Source organism: Streptomyces sp. NPDC001137 (assembly GCF_040298885.1).
In the GTDB taxonomy this organism is placed as follows: Bacteria; Actinomycetota; Actinomycetes; order Streptomycetales; family Streptomycetaceae; genus Streptomyces.
The window spans coordinates 216,076-231,672 of sequence record NZ_JBEPBA010000013.1; the positions used below are offsets into that span (position 1 = coordinate 216,076).

General features: G+C 70.1%; 15 protein-coding genes and 2 tRNA genes. 6 read left to right on the top strand and 11 right to left on the bottom strand.

Annotated elements, in window-relative coordinates; genetic code table 11:
- Positions 1 to 38: 38 nt before the first annotated feature.
- Positions 39 to 647 (bottom strand): TetR/AcrR family transcriptional regulator, encoded by a 609-nt coding sequence (locus tag ABT254_RS26060; RefSeq protein ID WP_351474602.1) that lies wholly within the window; start codon positions 645 to 647, stop codon positions 39 to 41.
- A gap of 187 nt (positions 648 to 834) precedes the next feature.
- Between ABT254_RS26060 and hisN the strand changes: the two genes are divergently transcribed.
- The 3 genes from hisN to ABT254_RS26075 all read left to right on the top strand — a co-directional run bounded on the left by hisN (position 835) and on the right by ABT254_RS26075 (position 2,733).
- Positions 835 to 1,635, top strand: a complete 801-nt coding sequence (gene hisN, locus ABT254_RS26065; RefSeq protein ID WP_351474605.1) for a histidinol-phosphatase — start codon at positions 835 to 837, stop codon at positions 1,633 to 1,635.
- A 183-nt stretch (positions 1,636 to 1,818) separates the two neighbouring features.
- Positions 1,819 to 2,211 (top strand): CBS domain-containing protein, encoded by a 393-nt coding sequence (locus tag ABT254_RS26070; RefSeq protein WP_351474608.1) that lies wholly within the window; start codon positions 1,819 to 1,821, stop codon positions 2,209 to 2,211.
- Between the two features lie 105 nt (positions 2,212 to 2,316).
- On the top strand, positions 2,317 to 2,733 hold the full coding sequence (locus ABT254_RS26075; RefSeq protein WP_115906041.1) for a Fur family transcriptional regulator: 417 nt from the start codon (positions 2,317 to 2,319) through the stop codon (positions 2,731 to 2,733).
- 111 nt (positions 2,734 to 2,844) lie between these two features.
- Here the strand turns inward: ABT254_RS26075 and ABT254_RS26080 are convergent.
- The 4 genes from ABT254_RS26080 to ABT254_RS26095 form a co-directional block, all read right to left on the bottom strand.
- Positions 2,845 to 2,918: transfer RNA gene (locus tag ABT254_RS26080), tRNA-Met, on the bottom strand.
- Between the two features lie 84 nt (positions 2,919 to 3,002).
- A complete protein-coding gene (locus ABT254_RS26085; protein ID WP_351474612.1) occupies positions 3,003 to 4,814 on the bottom strand; it encodes a tetratricopeptide repeat protein in 1,812 nt (603 codons plus the stop codon).
- 204 nt (positions 4,815 to 5,018) lie between these two features.
- Positions 5,019 to 5,092, bottom strand: a tRNA-Met gene (locus ABT254_RS26090).
- A gap of 41 nt (positions 5,093 to 5,133) precedes the next feature.
- The gene (locus ABT254_RS26095; RefSeq protein WP_351474692.1) at positions 5,134 to 8,058 is read right to left on the bottom strand and encodes a UPF0182 family membrane protein; all 2,925 of its coding nucleotides are present in this window, start codon (positions 8,056 to 8,058) and stop codon (positions 5,134 to 5,136) included.
- Between the two features lie 166 nt (positions 8,059 to 8,224).
- Here ABT254_RS26095 and ABT254_RS26100 point away from each other — a divergent pair, with 166 nt between their 5' ends.
- Complete coding sequence (locus ABT254_RS26100) at positions 8,225 to 8,767, top strand: PPA1309 family protein (protein WP_351474614.1); 543 nt, start codon at positions 8,225 to 8,227, stop codon at positions 8,765 to 8,767.
- A gap of 19 nt (positions 8,768 to 8,786) precedes the next feature.
- Here ABT254_RS26100 and ABT254_RS26105 read toward each other — a convergent pair whose 3' ends face one another.
- The 4 genes from ABT254_RS26105 to ABT254_RS26120 form a co-directional block, all read right to left on the bottom strand.
- Positions 8,787 to 9,881, bottom strand: a complete 1,095-nt coding sequence (locus ABT254_RS26105) for a YlbL family protein (RefSeq protein WP_351474616.1) — start codon at positions 9,879 to 9,881, stop codon at positions 8,787 to 8,789.
- A 56-nt stretch (positions 9,882 to 9,937) separates the two neighbouring features.
- Positions 9,938 to 10,102 carry a hypothetical protein gene (locus ABT254_RS26110; protein WP_351474619.1) on the bottom strand — a complete coding sequence of 55 codons (165 nt, stop codon included), beginning with the start codon at positions 10,100 to 10,102 and terminating at the stop codon, positions 9,938 to 9,940.
- A gap of 120 nt (positions 10,103 to 10,222) precedes the next feature.
- On the bottom strand, positions 10,223 to 10,684 hold the full coding sequence (locus tag ABT254_RS26115) for a molybdenum cofactor biosynthesis protein MoaE (RefSeq protein WP_351474622.1): 462 nt from the start codon (positions 10,682 to 10,684) through the stop codon (positions 10,223 to 10,225).
- A gap of 94 nt (positions 10,685 to 10,778) precedes the next feature.
- Positions 10,779 to 11,891 carry an SDR family oxidoreductase gene (locus ABT254_RS26120; protein ID WP_351474624.1) on the bottom strand — a complete coding sequence of 371 codons (1,113 nt, stop codon included), beginning with the start codon at positions 11,889 to 11,891 and terminating at the stop codon, positions 10,779 to 10,781.
- A gap of 193 nt (positions 11,892 to 12,084) precedes the next feature.
- Here ABT254_RS26120 and ABT254_RS26125 point away from each other — a divergent pair, with 193 nt between their 5' ends.
- Entirely contained in the window at positions 12,085 to 13,551 is a 1,467-nt protein-coding gene (locus ABT254_RS26125) for a zinc-dependent metalloprotease (RefSeq protein WP_351474627.1), read from the top strand.
- Entirely contained in the window at positions 13,548 to 14,069 is a 522-nt protein-coding gene (locus tag ABT254_RS26130; RefSeq protein WP_351474630.1) for an NUDIX hydrolase, read from the top strand. The genes ABT254_RS26125 and ABT254_RS26130 overlap by 4 nt, the downstream gene beginning before the upstream one ends.
- 64 nt (positions 14,070 to 14,133) lie before the next feature.
- On the opposite strand, the gene ABT254_RS26135 is transcribed toward ABT254_RS26130, so the two are convergent.
- The gene (locus ABT254_RS26135) at positions 14,134 to 14,889 is read right to left on the bottom strand and encodes an AIM24 family protein (RefSeq protein WP_351474633.1); all 756 of its coding nucleotides are present in this window, start codon (positions 14,887 to 14,889) and stop codon (positions 14,134 to 14,136) included.
- Positions 14,890 to 14,907: 18 nt separating this feature from the next.
- Complete coding sequence (locus ABT254_RS26140) at positions 14,908 to 15,588, bottom strand: AIM24 family protein (protein ID WP_351474636.1); 681 nt, start codon at positions 15,586 to 15,588, stop codon at positions 14,908 to 14,910.
- Positions 15,589 to 15,597: the final 9 nt, after the last annotated feature.

Here is a 15,597-nt window from a genome sequence, read left to right on the forward strand (position 1 = left end):
AACCGGTCACTTCGAGCAGCGGGCGACCCTGCGACCCGTCACACCGCCTGCCGGGGCAGGGCCGTGCGGACCAGGTCCGCCACCCCGCCCTCCCCCGGCGGCGCCGCCACACAGGACAGGGCCAGCCGCACCACCAGCTCGCAGGAGCGCGCCAGATCCGCCGTGTCCGACTTGACCGCCCCCGGCTTCGACAGCACCGCCACGGCCCGGTCCCGGACCATCGCCACGAAGTCGCCGGGCGACGGCAGCGGACCGTCCGCCCGGCGCTGCGCCGGCACCGCCGAGGAGGACGGCACCGCGGACAGCGTCGGCGAGGGCAGCCGTTCACTCCAGCAGCCGGTCAGCATGGCCCGTACGAGTGCGTTCTCGCGCGCCGTCGACGCGGTCCATTCGGCGGTCGCGGTGAGCCGGTCGCGGGCGTCGCTGTGCGTGGCGAGCGCACGTTCGACCCCGGCGAGATAGCCGTCCGCCTCCCTTCTCACCAGTGCCCTGGCGAGCCCCTCCTTGCTGCCGAACTCGTTGTAGAGGGTCTGCCGGGACACTCCGGCGGCCGAGGCGACGTCCACCATCCGTACGGCGGACCACGGTCGGCGCGCCAGCGCCGTGTACGCGGCGTCCAGTAGGGATTCCCGCGCTGCAGGCATCATCGCCTCCCTGGGGCGAGCGGCTCTGCGCCCAGATTTGACGCGCACAAGGGCACTGTCAAGGGTTCGCGAGCGCACGCGGGGGCGCCTCCCGGCCGCCGTGTGCCGCCCCCGAAGGCAGCAATGTGCCGCCAAACCGTGAGCATGGCCTGGTGGCCCCACCGCGACCTCGCCGGATAGCGTTCGTTCCATGCCGGACTACCTCGACGATCTCCGTTTCGCCCACGTCCTCGCGGACGCCGCCGACGCGGCAACGATGTCCCGCTTCAAGGCGCTCGACCTCAAGGTCGAGACGAAACCGGACATGACTCCGGTGAGCGAGGCGGACAAGGCGGCGGAAGAGCTCATCCGCGGCCAGCTCCAGCGCGCCCGCCCACGCGACGCGATCCTCGGCGAGGAGTACGGCCTGGAGGGCACGGGCCCCCGCCGCTGGGTGGTCGACCCGATCGACGGCACCAAGAACTACGTACGCGGTGTCCCGGTGTGGGCGACCCTGATCTCCCTGATGGAGGCGGGCGAGACCGGCTTCCAGCCCGTCGTCGGCGTGGTCTCCGCGCCCGCTCTGGGCCGCCGCTGGTGGGCCGCGAAGGGTCATGGCGCCTACACGGGCCGCAGCCTCTCCTCCGCCTCCCGTCTGCAGGTCTCCCGGGTCGCGAAGCTGTCGGACGCCTCGTTCGCGTACTCCTCCCTGTCCGGCTGGGAGGACCAGGGCCGGCTGGGCGGCTTCCTGGACCTGACCCGCGAGGTGTGGCGCACGCGCGCGTACGGCGACTTCTGGCCGTACATGATGGTCGCCGAGGGCTCGGTCGACATCTGCGCCGAGCCGGAGCTCTCCCTGTGGGACATGGCCGCCAACACGATCATCGTCACCGAGGCGGGCGGCACCTTCACGGGCCTGGACGGCCGCCCGGGCCCGCACAGCGGCAACGCGGCCGCCTCGAACGGCCTGCTGCACGACGAGTTGCTGGGTTATCTCAACGAGCGCTACTGAGGAGCACCCGCAAAAGCACAGATGAGCGCGTGCGCCCTCAATTGGCCGCACGCGCCCTCTTGTTGACCCCCGCTTTACCTGCGACCCTGAGAGTCCCCCCACTTGTGAACTTGTGAAGTTCCCATAGGCGCCTCCGGCGCCGGGCCGGAACCAAGTGGATTCCTTTGGAGGTGGCTGAAGTCCATGCTCGTCCGCGACGCCATGAGCACGGTGGTTCTGACCATCGGCCCCGCCCACACCCTCCGCCAGGCCGCAGCCCTGATGTCCGCCCGCCGGGTCGGCGCGGCCCTGGTCCTGGACCCCGACGCCGGTGGTATCGGCATCCTCACCGAACGTGACATCCTCAACTCCATCGGCCTCGGCCAGAGCCCCGACACCGAGCGAGCCCACGACCACACCACCAACGACGTCGTCTTCGCCGCCCCGTCCTGGACGCTGGAGGAGGCGGCCCGCGCCATGGCCCACGGCGGCTTCCGCCATCTCATCGTCCTTGACCACGGGGAGCCGGCCGGCATCGTCTCCGTCCGCGACATCATCCGCTGCTGGGCACCGGCACGGCAGCACGTGCCCGCCTGACCACGCAGGGGGACCGGAAACCAGATTGGACCGAGTCCAATTCGAGCAGCGATCCAAACTCACACCTGTTCGGAAAATGGTCCCCCTGCTGTTAGGCTGGATTTCATGAGCGACCTTCTGGAACGGCTGCGCGGACGCGGATGGCGGATGACCGCGCAGCGGCGCGTCGTGGCCGAGGTTCTCGACGGCGAGCATGTGCATCTGACCGCCGACGAGGTCCACTCCCGGGCCGTCGCCAAGCTGCCCGAGATCTCCCGCGCGACCGTCTACAACACGCTGGGTGAGCTGGTCTCCCTCGGCGAGGTGCTCGAGGTCTCCACCGACAAGCGCGCCAAGCGGTACGACCCGAACGCGCACCGGCCGCACCACCACCTGGTCTGCGCCCAGTGCGGCGCGATCCGCGACGTCCACCCGAGCGGCAACCCGCTCGCCGACCTCCCCGACACGGAGCGCTTCGGCTTCACGGTCTCGGACGTCGAGGTCACGTACCGCGGCATCTGCCCCAACTGCGCGGCGGCGTAACCAGCCTCTGCGACACCAGAGCCCGGAAGCACCAAGAGCACGGAAGCACCAAGAGCAGCGAAACACCGAGGGCCGGAATCCATTCACTGGATTCCGGCCCTCGGCCTTCAGTAGCGGGGACAGGATTTGAACCTGCGACCTCTGGGTTATGAGCCCAGCGAGCTACCGAGCTGCTCCACCCCGCGTCGGTGAACGCAACATTACGTGAAGCCCGCGACCAGAGGCAAATCGCTTACGGCGGGCCCGGCGCAGGTGTGGATTTTCAGCCGCTACGCCGACAGCTCCTCCAGCAACGCGTCCCGCAACCGCGCCGCCCGCTCCGACACCTCCGCCGGCCCCAGGGACACCGCCCGGTCCGCCCACCGCTGCCCCTCCGCGAGCTCCCCCCGACGCGCGTAGACCAGGGCCAGCCGCAGCGCGGCCCGCCCGTGCCCCGCGTCGGCGGCCCGTGTCCACCACACGGCCGCCTCCGGCTCGCTCCCCTCGCGGGCCAGCAGCAGCCCGAGGTTGAAGGCGCCGTTGCGGGACCCGGCCTCGGCGGCCGCGCGGTACCACCGCGCCGCCTCCACCACGTCGCCGCGGGCCGCGGCCATCATCCCGACCCGCACCTGCGCCCGCCGGTGCCCCTGGGAGGCCGCGCGCTCGTACCACTCCTCGCACTCGGTCTTCTCGTGCACGGACTCCCCGAGCTCATGCGCGGGCGCGGGCGGCCGCCGGGCGTCCAGCACGGTCGCCAGCCGGTACGCGGCCTCCGCGCTGCCGCCTCCTGCCGCGCAGCGCAGATGCCGCTCCGCCGCCCGCTCGTCCCCGTCCCGCAGCCGCGCCATGCCGACCTGGAGCGCCGCCTCGGTGTGCCCTGCTGCCGCGGCACGCTCGTACCAGCGCAGCGCGATGTCGTCCTCGGCCCGCCCGGCGTGCAGGATGCCCAGGTTGAACGCGGCGTCCACGCTCCCGGCCTCCGCGGCCTTGGAGAACCACGGCTCGGCGCCGGTCGTGTCGCCGCCCTGCAGCAGCAGGATCGCCAGGGCGTTCGCCGCCTCCCGGTGTCCGGCGTACGCGGCCCGGCGGTACCACTGCTCGGCCTGCGCGGTCCGGCCCTGCTGGGCGCAGAGCAGCCCGAGGTTGTAGGCGCCGTTGTCGTCACCGGCGTCCATCGCGGCGCGGTACCAGCGCTCGGCGGTCTGCGTCTCCCCACGCTCGGCGTGGAGGGCGCCGAGCGCGTTGGCGGCGTTGCCGTCCCCGTCCTGCGCGGCCCTCAGCCACCACACGGCGGCGCTCTCGGTGTCTCCGGCGTCCCGCAGCAGGAACCCCAGCGCGCAGGCGGCGCGCGCCTCGCCGTCCTTGGCGGACGTCAGATACCAGCGCCCCGCCTCCTTGAGCTCACCGCGCTTCTCCAGGATCGCGCCGAGGTGCAGCGCGGCCCGCCGGTGTCCGCGCGCGGCGGCCTGCCGGTAGAACTGCTCGGCCTGGGCCAGCAGTGCGACACCGTTGTCGGCCCCGTCCTCGCCCTGGTGGGCCGCCCTGCGGTCGAGTGCGCGCGCCAGGCGGTACGCCGCCTCCCGGTGCCCGCGCTCCGCCGCGGCCCGCATCCAGTCCTCGGCTCCGCCGTCCCCTCGGTGCTCCAGCAGGTCGGCGAGCGCGTAGGCGCCCAGGGCGTGCCCCTGTTCGGCGGACTGCCGCAGCCAGTACTCGGCGGCGGGCTCGTCCCCGCGCTCGCGGTGGTGACGGCCCAGCGCATGGGCGGCGGCCGCGGACCCGGCGACGGCGGCGATCCGCCACCAGCCGGCCGCGTCGTCGGCGTATCCCCGCTGGTGGAGAAGGACTCCCAGGTTGTTGGCCGCGGCGCGGTCCCCCGCGGCGGTGGCGGCACGCAGATGGGGCTCGGCTCCGTCGAGATCACCACGGCGCAGCAGCATGGCCCCGAGGACACTCATCGCCTCGACATCGCCGGCCTCGGCGGCGAGCCTCTGACGAACTTCCTCGACGGCCTCCTCAGCCACCTCCCCGGCTTCGCCCGGTTCGGAAGGCTGCACAAATCGCCCTGTCTCGAACAGAGTTGCCTTGTCCCCCATAACGTCCATCGTCGCACCACCTGCAACCTGGGTACACCTGGTATACCGCAGCCAGTGAGGTCACTTCAGCGTTTTGTCGACATGCCCACAGAGAGACAAGTCAAACACAGTTCCCCCAACTCCCGGAGGCGGCATGACGATCCCCCTGACCGGCACATGCGTTCGCACACCACGAAGGCCCGGATCCTTGAGGATCCGGGCCTTCGACTGCAGTAGCGGGGACAGGATTTGAACCTGCGACCTCTGGGTTATGAGCCCAGCGAGCTACCGAGCTGCTCCACCCCGCGTCGTTGTGTGGCAACCGTACCACGACGCGGGGCGGGCATGATCAGCCGCTGCCGGAGCTGCCGCTCGGGCTCGGACTGGGACTGCTGCTGCTCTTGTTGCCGCCGCCACTCGTCCCGCCGGCCTTGGACTGCGCGTCCTCGGCCCGCTTGAGGGCGTCCTGGAGGTCCTTCTGCGCCTGGCCGTAGGCCTGCCAGTCGCCCTTCTTCAGGGCTTCCTGGCCGGCGTCGAAGGCCTTCTGGGCGTCGTTCAGCGCCTGCTGGACCGTGGGGTTGTTCGACGTCGGCGGCGGGGTCGTCCCCGTGTCCGACGGCGGCGGGGTCGAACTCTCCGCTCCGAAGACCTTGTTGAGGGCCTGGTCGAGGGTGTCCTCGAAGGCGGTGTTGCCTCCGTAGGTCACCAACACCTTGCGCAGCAGGGGGTACTTGAGTCCACCACCGCGTACGTAGACCGGCTCCACGTAGAGCAGTCCTCCGTCGAGCGGCACCGTCAGCAGGTTGCCGTACTCGATGTCGGAGTCGCCGCCCTTGAGGAGCTTGATCGCCGCGGCGATGTTCTGTTCGGAGTTGAACTTGCTCTGTACCTGTTTGGGTCCGTCGACGGTGGTGCTCGTCGGCAGTTTCAGGATTCTGATCTTGCCGTAGTCACTGGTGCTCGCGTCGGCGTCGACCGCCATGAACGCACTGAGGTTGTCCCGGCCGTTCGGCGTGAAGGTCGTCGTCAGCGAGAACGCCTGCGAGGACTGGCCGGGCATCTTCATGCTCAGGTAGTACGGCGGCACCGCGTTGCCCGACTTGTTGGTCGGGTCGTCCGGCACCTGCCACACCTCGCTGCCGGTGAGGAAGGTCTGCGCGTCCGTCACGTGGTAGCGGCTGAGCAGCTCGCGCTGCACCTTGAACAGGTCCTGCGGGTAACGGAAGTGGGCCTGCAGCTCGTGCGAGATGTCCTGCTTCGGCTTCACCGTGCCCGGGAAGGCCTTCATCCACGTCTTCAGGACGGGGTCCGCGGTGTCCCACTGGTAGAGCTTGACCTCGCCGGTGTACGCGTCGACGGTCGCCTTCACCGAGTTGCGGATGTAGTTGACCTGGTTCTGCTGGGCCACCACCGCACGGTTGGTGTTGGTCGCGGTCAGCGAGTCGGCGGTGGTGTCGCCGAGGGTCGTCCGGGAGGCGTACGGGTATCCGTTGGTCGTCGTGTACGCGTCGACGATCCACTGGATACGGCCGTGCACCACCGCCGGATAGGCGTCGCCGTCGATGGTCAGCCAGGGCGCCACCGCCTCGACGCGCTCCTTGGGAGTGCGGTTGTACAGGATCCGCGAACCCTTGCCGATCGCTCCGGAGTAGAGCATCTGCGGCTCGTTGAACGCGACCGCGTAGGCGGCCCGGTTGATCGGGTTGGCGAGGTTGACGCCGCTGTTGCCCTTGTAGCTGGTGGTCTTCTCACCGCTGTCGTCGGAGTAGTCGATCTCCTGCTGGGGACCGCCGACGATCGAGTAGGTGGTGGTCTTCTCGCCGTAGTAGATCTGCTGCTTGTACTTCCCGAGGTCACCCGTGGACGGCAGGTCGGACTCGGTGAAGACGGGCTGGCCGTCCTGGACCTCGGTGCCCTTGGCGGCGACCACTCCATAGCCGTGGGTGTAGCGGAAGTGGTCGTTGATCCAGTTGTTCTTCGGGATGCCGTTGAGGTTCAGCTCGCGCAGACCGATGACGGTGTCCTGCTCCTTGCCGTCCTTGCTGTAGCGGTCGACGTCCAGATTGTTCGGGAACGCGTAGTAGTTCCTGATCTGTTGGAGCTGCTGGAAGGTCGGCGAGACGATGTTCGGGTCCAGGATGCGGATGCTCGCCGCGTCGTCGACGCCGTCGCGCAGCTTCGACTTGTCCTTGGTGGTGCTCGTCCCCGAGTAGTCGGTCACCTTGGTGTCGTCGATGCCGTACGCCTCACGCGTCGCCTTGAGGTTCTTCTGGACGTACGGCGCTTCCTTGGCCTGCTCGTTGGGCTGGACCTGGAACTTCTGGACGATCGCGGGGTAGAGCCCGCCGATGAGGATCGCCGAGAGCACCATCAGGCCGAAGCCGATCACGGGCAGCTGCCAGGTGCGGCGCCACAGGGTGGCGAAGAACAGCAGCGCGCAGATGACGGCGATGCAGAACAGGATCGTCTTCGCCGGCAGATAGGCGTTCGCGTCGACGTACCTGAGGCCCGTCCAGTTGTCCGTCGCCTTGAAGTCGCTGGACTTGACCGCGAGGCCGTACCGGTCGAGCCAGTAGGCGACGGCCTTCAGGGCGACGAAGATGCCGAGCAGCACCGAGAGGTGGCCGGTCGCGGCGGCGGTGGCGCGCGCGCCCGGGGAGGTGATCCTTAGGCCGCCGTACAGATAGTGGGTGAGCGCGGCGGCGATCAGGGAGAGGATCGCGGCGGCGAAGCCGAAGCCGAGCAGGAAGCGGTACCAGGGCAGGTCGAAGGCGTAGAAGGACACGTCGAGGTGGAACTGCGGGTCCTTCTGGTGGAAGGGCACGCCGTTGACCCACATCAGCCAGGTGCGCCACTGGCTCGACGCCGAGGCGCCGGCGATCAGACCGACCAGGGCGGTGATCCCGAGCAGCAGCCAGGTCTTGTACGGGGCGATGCCCATCCGGTAGCGGTCCAGGCTCTGCTGCTCCATGGACATGGCGCTCAGCGGCGGCCGCAGCCGGTGCGCGAGCCAGATGTTGACCCCGACCGCGAGGGCCATCAGCAGACCGAAGACGAAGAACAGTCCGATCTTGGTCCACAGGGTGGTGGTGAAGACGGACGAGTACTTCACGGAGCGGTACCAGAGCCAGTCCGTCCAGAAGCCCGCGAACATGGTGAACGCCATGCCGAGGACGGCGAGGACGCCCAGTGTCATCAGCAGGGTCCGGACTCGCCGGGACGGGCGGCCCACTCTGATCCGTGGCCCCGTCGGGCCTCCGCCGCGGTCCGGCATCTGGAAAGCCAAGGTGCGCACCTCGAAGTCGCTGTCGGTTCGTCAGGCCCCCGCGTGTTCGTGAGCCCCTCCGTGGCCCCCCGTGATCGCGGGCCCACACCTATGCAACTTACTCACCGTTTACTCGGTTCCCGATTCCGGCCATGAACGAGGCAGGATTGTGACCATGTCCAACACTCCCATGGCAGCGAGCCCCCTCACCCGGGCCGTACTCGAGATCGACGAGTACGCCTCCGGCCTCGGCTGGGACCAGCCCGCCCGCCTCTTCGCCCTCGTAGACACCGCTCGGCTGCGGTCCCAGGAGCCCGCGCTCGCGGCCCAGCTGGGCCTTGCGGACGAACCCGACACCACCGGTCTCACCCCGGTCGAGCAGGACGAGATCCCGGCCGGCAAGCCGCTGGACGAGTTCCTCGCGACGATCGCCTGGCCCGACGCGGTGGCCGGCTGCGCGCTCACCGTGGAGCGGCTGATGCTGCCGCCGTCGGCCGAGTCCCAGGTCCCGGAGGGGCTGGACGAGGCGGGGCTGGCGAAGTGGGTGGCCGGGCACCCGGACCGTCAGGAGGTCCGGATGACGGTGGCGGTGCTGCGCGACGGTGCCCGTGACTCGGCGCTGCGGCTGCGCGAGAAGGACACCCCGACGGAGGTCGTCACGGGCTCCGACCTGGTGCCGGGCCTGGCGCAGGCCCTGGCCGCGACCTTCGAGGAGTAGGCCGCCGCAGCCCTTCGGGCTACTTGGCCGTGCACTTCGGCAGGTCGGCGGTCTTTCCGGTGCGGATGTCCTTCAGCGCGCCGAGGGCGTCCTCGATGGTGTTCACCTTGACCAGGGTGAGGCCGCTCGGGGTGTCCTTGGCGGCGGCCTTGCAGTTGTCGGCCGGTGTCAGGAAGTACTGGGCGCCCTTGTCGCGCGCGCCGACCGTCTTCATCTCGATGCCGCCGATCGGGCCGACCTTGCCGCTGTCGTCGATCGTGCCGGTGCCGGCCACGAACCTGCCGCCGGTCAGGTTGCCCGGGGTGAGCTTGTCGTAGATGCCGAGCGCGAACATCAGACCGGCGCTCGGACCGCCGACGTCGGCGAGCTTGATGTCGATGGTGAACGGGAAGGTGTGATCGGTCCCCGCGGAGATCCCGACGATGGCGCGCTTCTTGCCGCTGTCGTCGGAGGTGGTGGTCGTGATCGTGACGTCGCGGGTCGTGGTCGCCGTCGTGTTCTTCTTCTCGGCGGCCGCCTTCTCCTTGGCGGGCACGATCGTGAAGTCGACCTTCTCGCCGGGCTGGTGCCTGGTCACCAGCTTGGCGACGTCGGAGGGCTGCTTCACGGCCGTACCGTCCACGGCCTTGATCACGTCTCCGGCGTGCAGCCGGCCCTGCGCCGGGGAGCCCTTGACCACGGTCGAGACGATCACCCAGCTCCTCACCGGGATGCCGAGTTCCTTGAGGGCGGCGACCTTGGCGCTCTCCTGGGACTGGCTGAACTCCTCGGCGTTCTCCTGGGTCGACTGCTCCTCGGTCTTGCCGTCCGGGTAGAGCGTGTCGTGCGGCACGACCTTGCTGTCGTGGGCCAGCCAGCCGTAGACGGCCTCGACGAGGTTCATCTTGTAGTCGGCGCTGGTGACCCGCACGGTCGTCATGTTGAGGTGGCCGTCGGCCGCGTAGCTCTTGCGCCCGGAGATCTGCAGCACCGGCTCGCCGTCGTGGTTCCCGAGCGTGTTGACCGTGGGTCCCGGGGACATCTCCGAGTACGGCACGGGAATGAAGACTCCCGCGCACAGGAGCGCGATCAGCATCAGGGTGGAGGCGAGCATCGTCGCGGTGCGGCGTGGCATGCCAAGACAGTACGGGAAGGTCCTGTCAGCGCACCGTCAGCCCCACCTCTGTCATGTCACGTACGGGAGGGCGGCTTCTCCATGGCCTCACGGAAGCGGGCGTACCCGTCGAGCTCGGGCCCGTCCCCGCGAACCTTGCGGGTCCGGTTGGCCCAACTGCCCCACAGACCGGCTCCGATCGCTGCGATGAGCGGAATCAACAACCACAGGAGCGCCCCCATGCCGACCTCCCGACCCCAGTGAGCGACCGCAAGAACTGACTGATCAGCAGATTAACCAGTCACACTGAGAACGCTGACGCCAGGGGTGCGGTTACGCAACCCGGGTGTGGCGGAGGGGGCTCAGCAGGCCCCCACCCATTCCTCTGTTCCGTCCGAGAAGGTCTGGTGCTTCCAGATCGGCACCTCGTGCTTGAGATCGTCGATCAGCTTCCGGCAGGCCTCGAACGCCTCGCCCCGGTGCGGACACGAAACGGCGACGACCACGGCGAGATCCCCGACGGCCAGATCGCCGACCCGGTGAACGGCGGCCAGGGCCCGCACCGGGTATCCGGCCACGACCTTCTCGGCGACCCGCCGCATCTCGGCCTCGGCACTGGGGTGGCACGAATAGCCGAGCCGGTCGACATCGGCTCCCCCGTCGTGGTTCCGCACGGTGCCCACGAACAGCGCGGTCCCGCCCGCGGCGTCGTCCCCGACGGCCCGGAAGACCTCGTCCAGGGAGAGCGCGGTCTCACGGACGGCGATCAGCTTGATGGGGTCCTGCGCTGTCTGCTCGCCGGGGTGGTCGTTGCTGGGTGCCATGCCTCCATCGTGCCGTACACCGCCGACAACCCGGAACAGACGTTTCACCCGGCACGCGCGTGTGCGGGCTTGGAGCCTCCTACAAGGCTCGCTCTCAGATCCGGCGGCGGGCCTTGCGGGCCCTGCGCACGACGGCCGCCGCGCCCAGCAGCGCCACCGTCGCGCCCGCGGCCCCGGCCGCCGTCGCGTCCTTGCGGCCCAGCCGGCGGCCGGCGACGGTGTGCCTGCCGGAGACCTCCTCCAGCAGCTCCGCGAGCACTTCCTCGTTGGTCCACTGCGGCCGCCAGCCCGCGTCGTGCAGCCGGCTCCCGCTGACCACCCAGGGGTACATCGTGTACGCCAGGTCCCCGGCCGGGGACGGTGTCAGGCCGATCCGGTGCAGCCGGGCCGCCGCGCCCAGCGCGACAGCCGACGGCAGTTCCATCCGCCGGATCCCGCTGAGTTCCTCGACCTCCTCCTGTTCCAGCCAGCCGTCGCACCCCACCGTGAGTTCCCCGTCGACCTTCTCCAGGACGGCGTACTCCAGGGCGCTGCACAGGTCCTCGACGTGGCAGAACTGCCAGGCGGGCCGCGAGCCGGCGACAACGAGCAGCCGGGGCGACTCGAAGTACCTGGTCAGCGCGGTGTCGGTGCCTCCGACGAGCACCGCGGGCCGTACGACGGTGACATTGAGTCCGGGGTGCGCGCGCGGCGCGCGCCGGGCGAGCCGCTCGATCTCCAGGAGGTCCCCGACGCCGGTGGCCTCGGCCGTGGCCCGCAGCTCCGCGTCCTCGGACAGGGGCAGCTCGTTGTCCGGCAGCGCCCCGTACACCATGGCGGACGTGCACAGCACGACCCGGTGGACGCCGGCCGCGGCGGCCGCGGTCAGCACGGTCTGCGTCCCGCGTACGTTGTAGGCCGTACGGGCGGCGGGATCGGTCTCCAGATCCAGATCGAGCGCCAGGTGCACCACCACGTCGGCGCCCCGCAGCTTGTCCGCGATGGCCGGATCCCGTACGTCCAGGATGTGCCACTGCGCCCCCGCGCACTCGCCGCGCCGCTCGTCGATCGCGATGACCTGCTTGATCTCGTCGGAGGCGACGAGCCGTTCGGTGAGCAGGGCGCCGATGCCGGAGGCGGCGCCGGTGACCGCGACGACGGGCCCGCGCGTGGCGGAACTGGTTGACTCGTTTCGCGCTGCGCGAACCTGCGGATCTGGGGAACTCACCGGGCGTCTCCAGCGGTTGTCTTCAGTAAGAACGCGAGTGACGCGTCCGTACCAGGTGGCATCCATCCTGCCGCAGGCCGAGAGTCGGCGAAGCACCGAGGCCCGAACCGCCCATGGTGTCTACGCTGGGTGGTGTTATCGGGCAGCCGTGCCGTCGGAGGAAACCCGGCGGCCTTACCAGCCGAGGAATCCCGTGAGTGACACCCCATTCGGATTCGGCCTTCCGCCGGAGGAGCCGGAAGACGGCGACGAGGGCAAGAAGAAGGACCAGCAGAGCGGTGGTGGTCAGGGACCGGCCAACCCGTTCGGTTTCGGCGGGCTGCCGGGGGCCGGAGGCTTCGGCGGCCCCGGTGCGGACAATCCGCTCGCTGCCATGTTCGGTTCGCTGAACCCCACCGACCTGGGCGCCGCCTTCCAGCAGCTGGGCCAGATGCTCTCGTACGAGGGCGGCCCGGTGAACTGGGAGATGGCCAAGCAGATCGCCCGCCAGACGGTCTCCCAGGGCACCCCTGACGGCACCAAGGACGCGAGTGTCGGCGCCGCCGAGCGCACCGCGGTCGAGGAGGCCGTCCGCCTGGCCGACCTGTGGCTGGACGACGCGACGTCGCTGCCGTCCGGCGCCGGCTCCGCGGTGGCGTGGTCCCGCGCGGAGTGGGTCGAGGCGACGCTGCCCGCGTGGCAGGAGCTCGTCGACCCGGTCGCCGAGCGGGTCGGCGCGGCGATGGGCGATGTCCTGCCGGAGGAGATGCAGGCCATGGCGGGCCCGCTGATCGGCATGATGCGCTCCATGGGCGGCGCGATGTTCGGCACCCAGATCGGGCAGGCCGTCGGGGTGCTCGCGGGCGAGGTCGTCGGTTCCACCGACATCGGCCTGCCGCTCGGCCCGGCCGGCAAGGCCGCGCTGCTGCCGGTGAACGTCGAGGCGTTCGGCAAGGACCTGGGCGTTCCTAAGGAGGAGGTGCGGCTGTATCTCGCCCTGCGCGAGGCCGCCCACCAGCGTCTGTTCGCGCATGTGCCGTGGCTGCGCTCGCATCTGTTCGGCGCGGTCGACGGGTATGCGCGCGGGATCAAGGTCGACACGGCGAAGCTGGAGGACGTGGTCGGCCAGTTCGACCCGCAGAACCCGGAGCAGCTGCAGGACGCCCTCCAGCAGGGCATGTTCCAGCCGGAGGACACCCCGGAGCAGAAGGCGGCCCTGGCCCGTCTGGAGACGGCCCTGGCGCTCGTCGAGGGCTGGGTGGACGCGGTGGTGCACGCGGCGGCGAAGCCGCGTCTGTCGTCCGCGGACGCGCTGCGTGAGACGCTGCGCCGCCGCCGGGCCACGGGCGGGCCCGCGGAGCAGACGTTCGCCACGCTGATCGGCCTGGAGCTGCGTCCGCGTCGCCTGCGCGACGCCTCCCGCCTGTGGGCCTCGCTCACGGACGCGCGCGGGGTGGACGGCCGGGACGCCCTGTGGTCGCACCCGGACATGCTGCCGACGGCCTCCGACCTGGACGACCCGGACGGCTTCGTGCACCGCGAGCAGCTGGACTTCTCCGAGCTGGACAAGATGCTCGGCGAGGCGGCGGGAGGCGGCTCCGCGGGAAAGCCCAACCTGAAGAAGGACGGCGCTTCCGAGGACGACGGCAAGGGCGACGACAAGGGCGACGACACCGAGTGAGCCTGTACGACGACGCGGTCCTCGTCCTGAAGGGGTACGAGGACCAGGAAGAGCTGCGCCAGGCGTATCTGGACCACTTGGCGGCCCATCCGGACGGCATGTGGAAGGCCTGTCACGCGGGTCATGTCACGGCGAGCGCCCTGGTGATCGATGCCTCGCGTGAGCGGGTTCTGCTCACTCTGCACAGGAAGCTGCGGATGTGGCTCCAGATGGGCGGCCACTGCGAGCCGGGCGACCCCACCCTGGAGGCCGCGGCACTGCGCGAGGCGACCGAGGAGTCCGGGATCGCGGGACTCACGCTGCTTCCGGGCGGCCCGGTGCGGCTGGACCGGCATCCCATCCCGGCGCCCTGCCACTGGCATTTCGACGTCCAGTACGCCGTCCTGGCGCCGTCCGGGGCGGTCCACGAGATCAGCGACGAGTCCCTCGACCTGCGCTGGTTCGCCTACGACGAGGTGGCGGACGTGGCCGACGAGTCGGTCGTACGGCTGCTGGAAGCGACGCGCGCGAGGCTGTGAGCCTCGGCAACGTGTAAGGGGCGCCCGCACTGGCGGGCGCCCCTTACGTTGGCTGACTGGACGCTCAGCTCCAGACGTTCCCCTGGTTCTGCGCCCGCGCCCCGTGCTGCCCCATGCCGTACTGCGCGGCGAGACCCTGCCCGATCTGGGCGTTCTGGGGCGGCAGCAGCTCGCTCGGCTGGACGAGCGCGTAGCCGCTGCCCATGAAGCTGAGCTCCCAGCCCTCGCCGGTGTTGCCGCGGCGCCGCCACACACCCGAGGAGTGCGTCTGGGCCTGCATCTGGACGCGCAGCCCGGTCGACCAGGCGACGATCGCGTCGGCGTCGCAGTTGACGTACTTGTCGGGCGTCACCTGCATCATCAGCGGCGCACCCGAGGTCATCAGGGCGACCTTGCCGCGGCCGGTGATGTTCAGCTGGTACTTCCCCGAGCCGGAGATGCCGTAGAGGCTGTCGACGGCGATGACCTCGTGGTGCAGCGAGGAGTCCATCGCGAGGACGTAGCTGCTGTCGACGGTCAGGCCGTCCTGCTCCACGTCCACCACATGGATGTGCTGCGCGAGGTTGGCGAAGTAGACCGTGCCCTGCCCGTGGCAGCGCATCAGGCTGAGGCCCTCGCCGGTGTACGCACGTGCGCGTGCCTGGTTGTTGCTCTGGTACTCGGCGTCGAACTCGACGAGGCCCTGGTAGGCGACCATGGTGCCCTTGCGGGCCAGGATGTCGTCGTGGCCCTCCAGGGTGACGCGCAGCAGCTGCTTGTTCTGCAGGCTGTAGCGCTCCTGGGACTGCGAGTCGTTGAAGGCGAAAAGCGGACTCTGCATGGTGTCTCTGGCTCCCCCTCAGCCCCGGAACCGCAGGCGGTCGGTGCTGTCCTCACTGGGCTGGACGACGACGATGCCCTGACCGGAGAAGGCCATCTGGTAGGCCTCGCCGCTGCCGCGGCCGATCAGCGACTGCGCCTTGAAGCTGCGCTTGCCCTTCACCTTGAGGTTCGGGGACCAGGCGACGAGGGCGTCCGGGTCGACGTATGTCTCGTCCTCGCCGCCGCCGCAGTCGACGACGATCGGCTTGCCCCGGGAGGTCAGCGCGACCCAGCCCTGCCCGGAGATCTTGGTGTTCCACAGGCCCTGCCCGGCGAACTTCGCCAGCCCCTTGACCCGCTCGACCCCCCAGGTGAGGTGCGCGTCGAACGCGAGCAGATTGGTGGCGTTGACGGAGATCCCCTCGCCGCCCAGGTTGATGACGACGACGTTCGCCCCGTAGTCGGCGAGGTAGAGCAGTCCGTCGCCGGAGCACTTCATCAGGGGCGCGCCCTCGCCGGTGATCCAGTCACGGGCGATCTGGCGGACGGCCGGCGGGTTGGGCTCGTACTGGATGAAACCCTCGTACGCGATCATCGAGCCCACGCGCGCGAGGATGTCGTTCCCGGTCTGCATGGCGACCTTCAGCATGTGGTCGCCGTGGGTCTCCATGCGGGCGGTGACGGGTGCGGGGGCGTAGCCCGCGAGTGGCTGGTTCATGACGGGCTC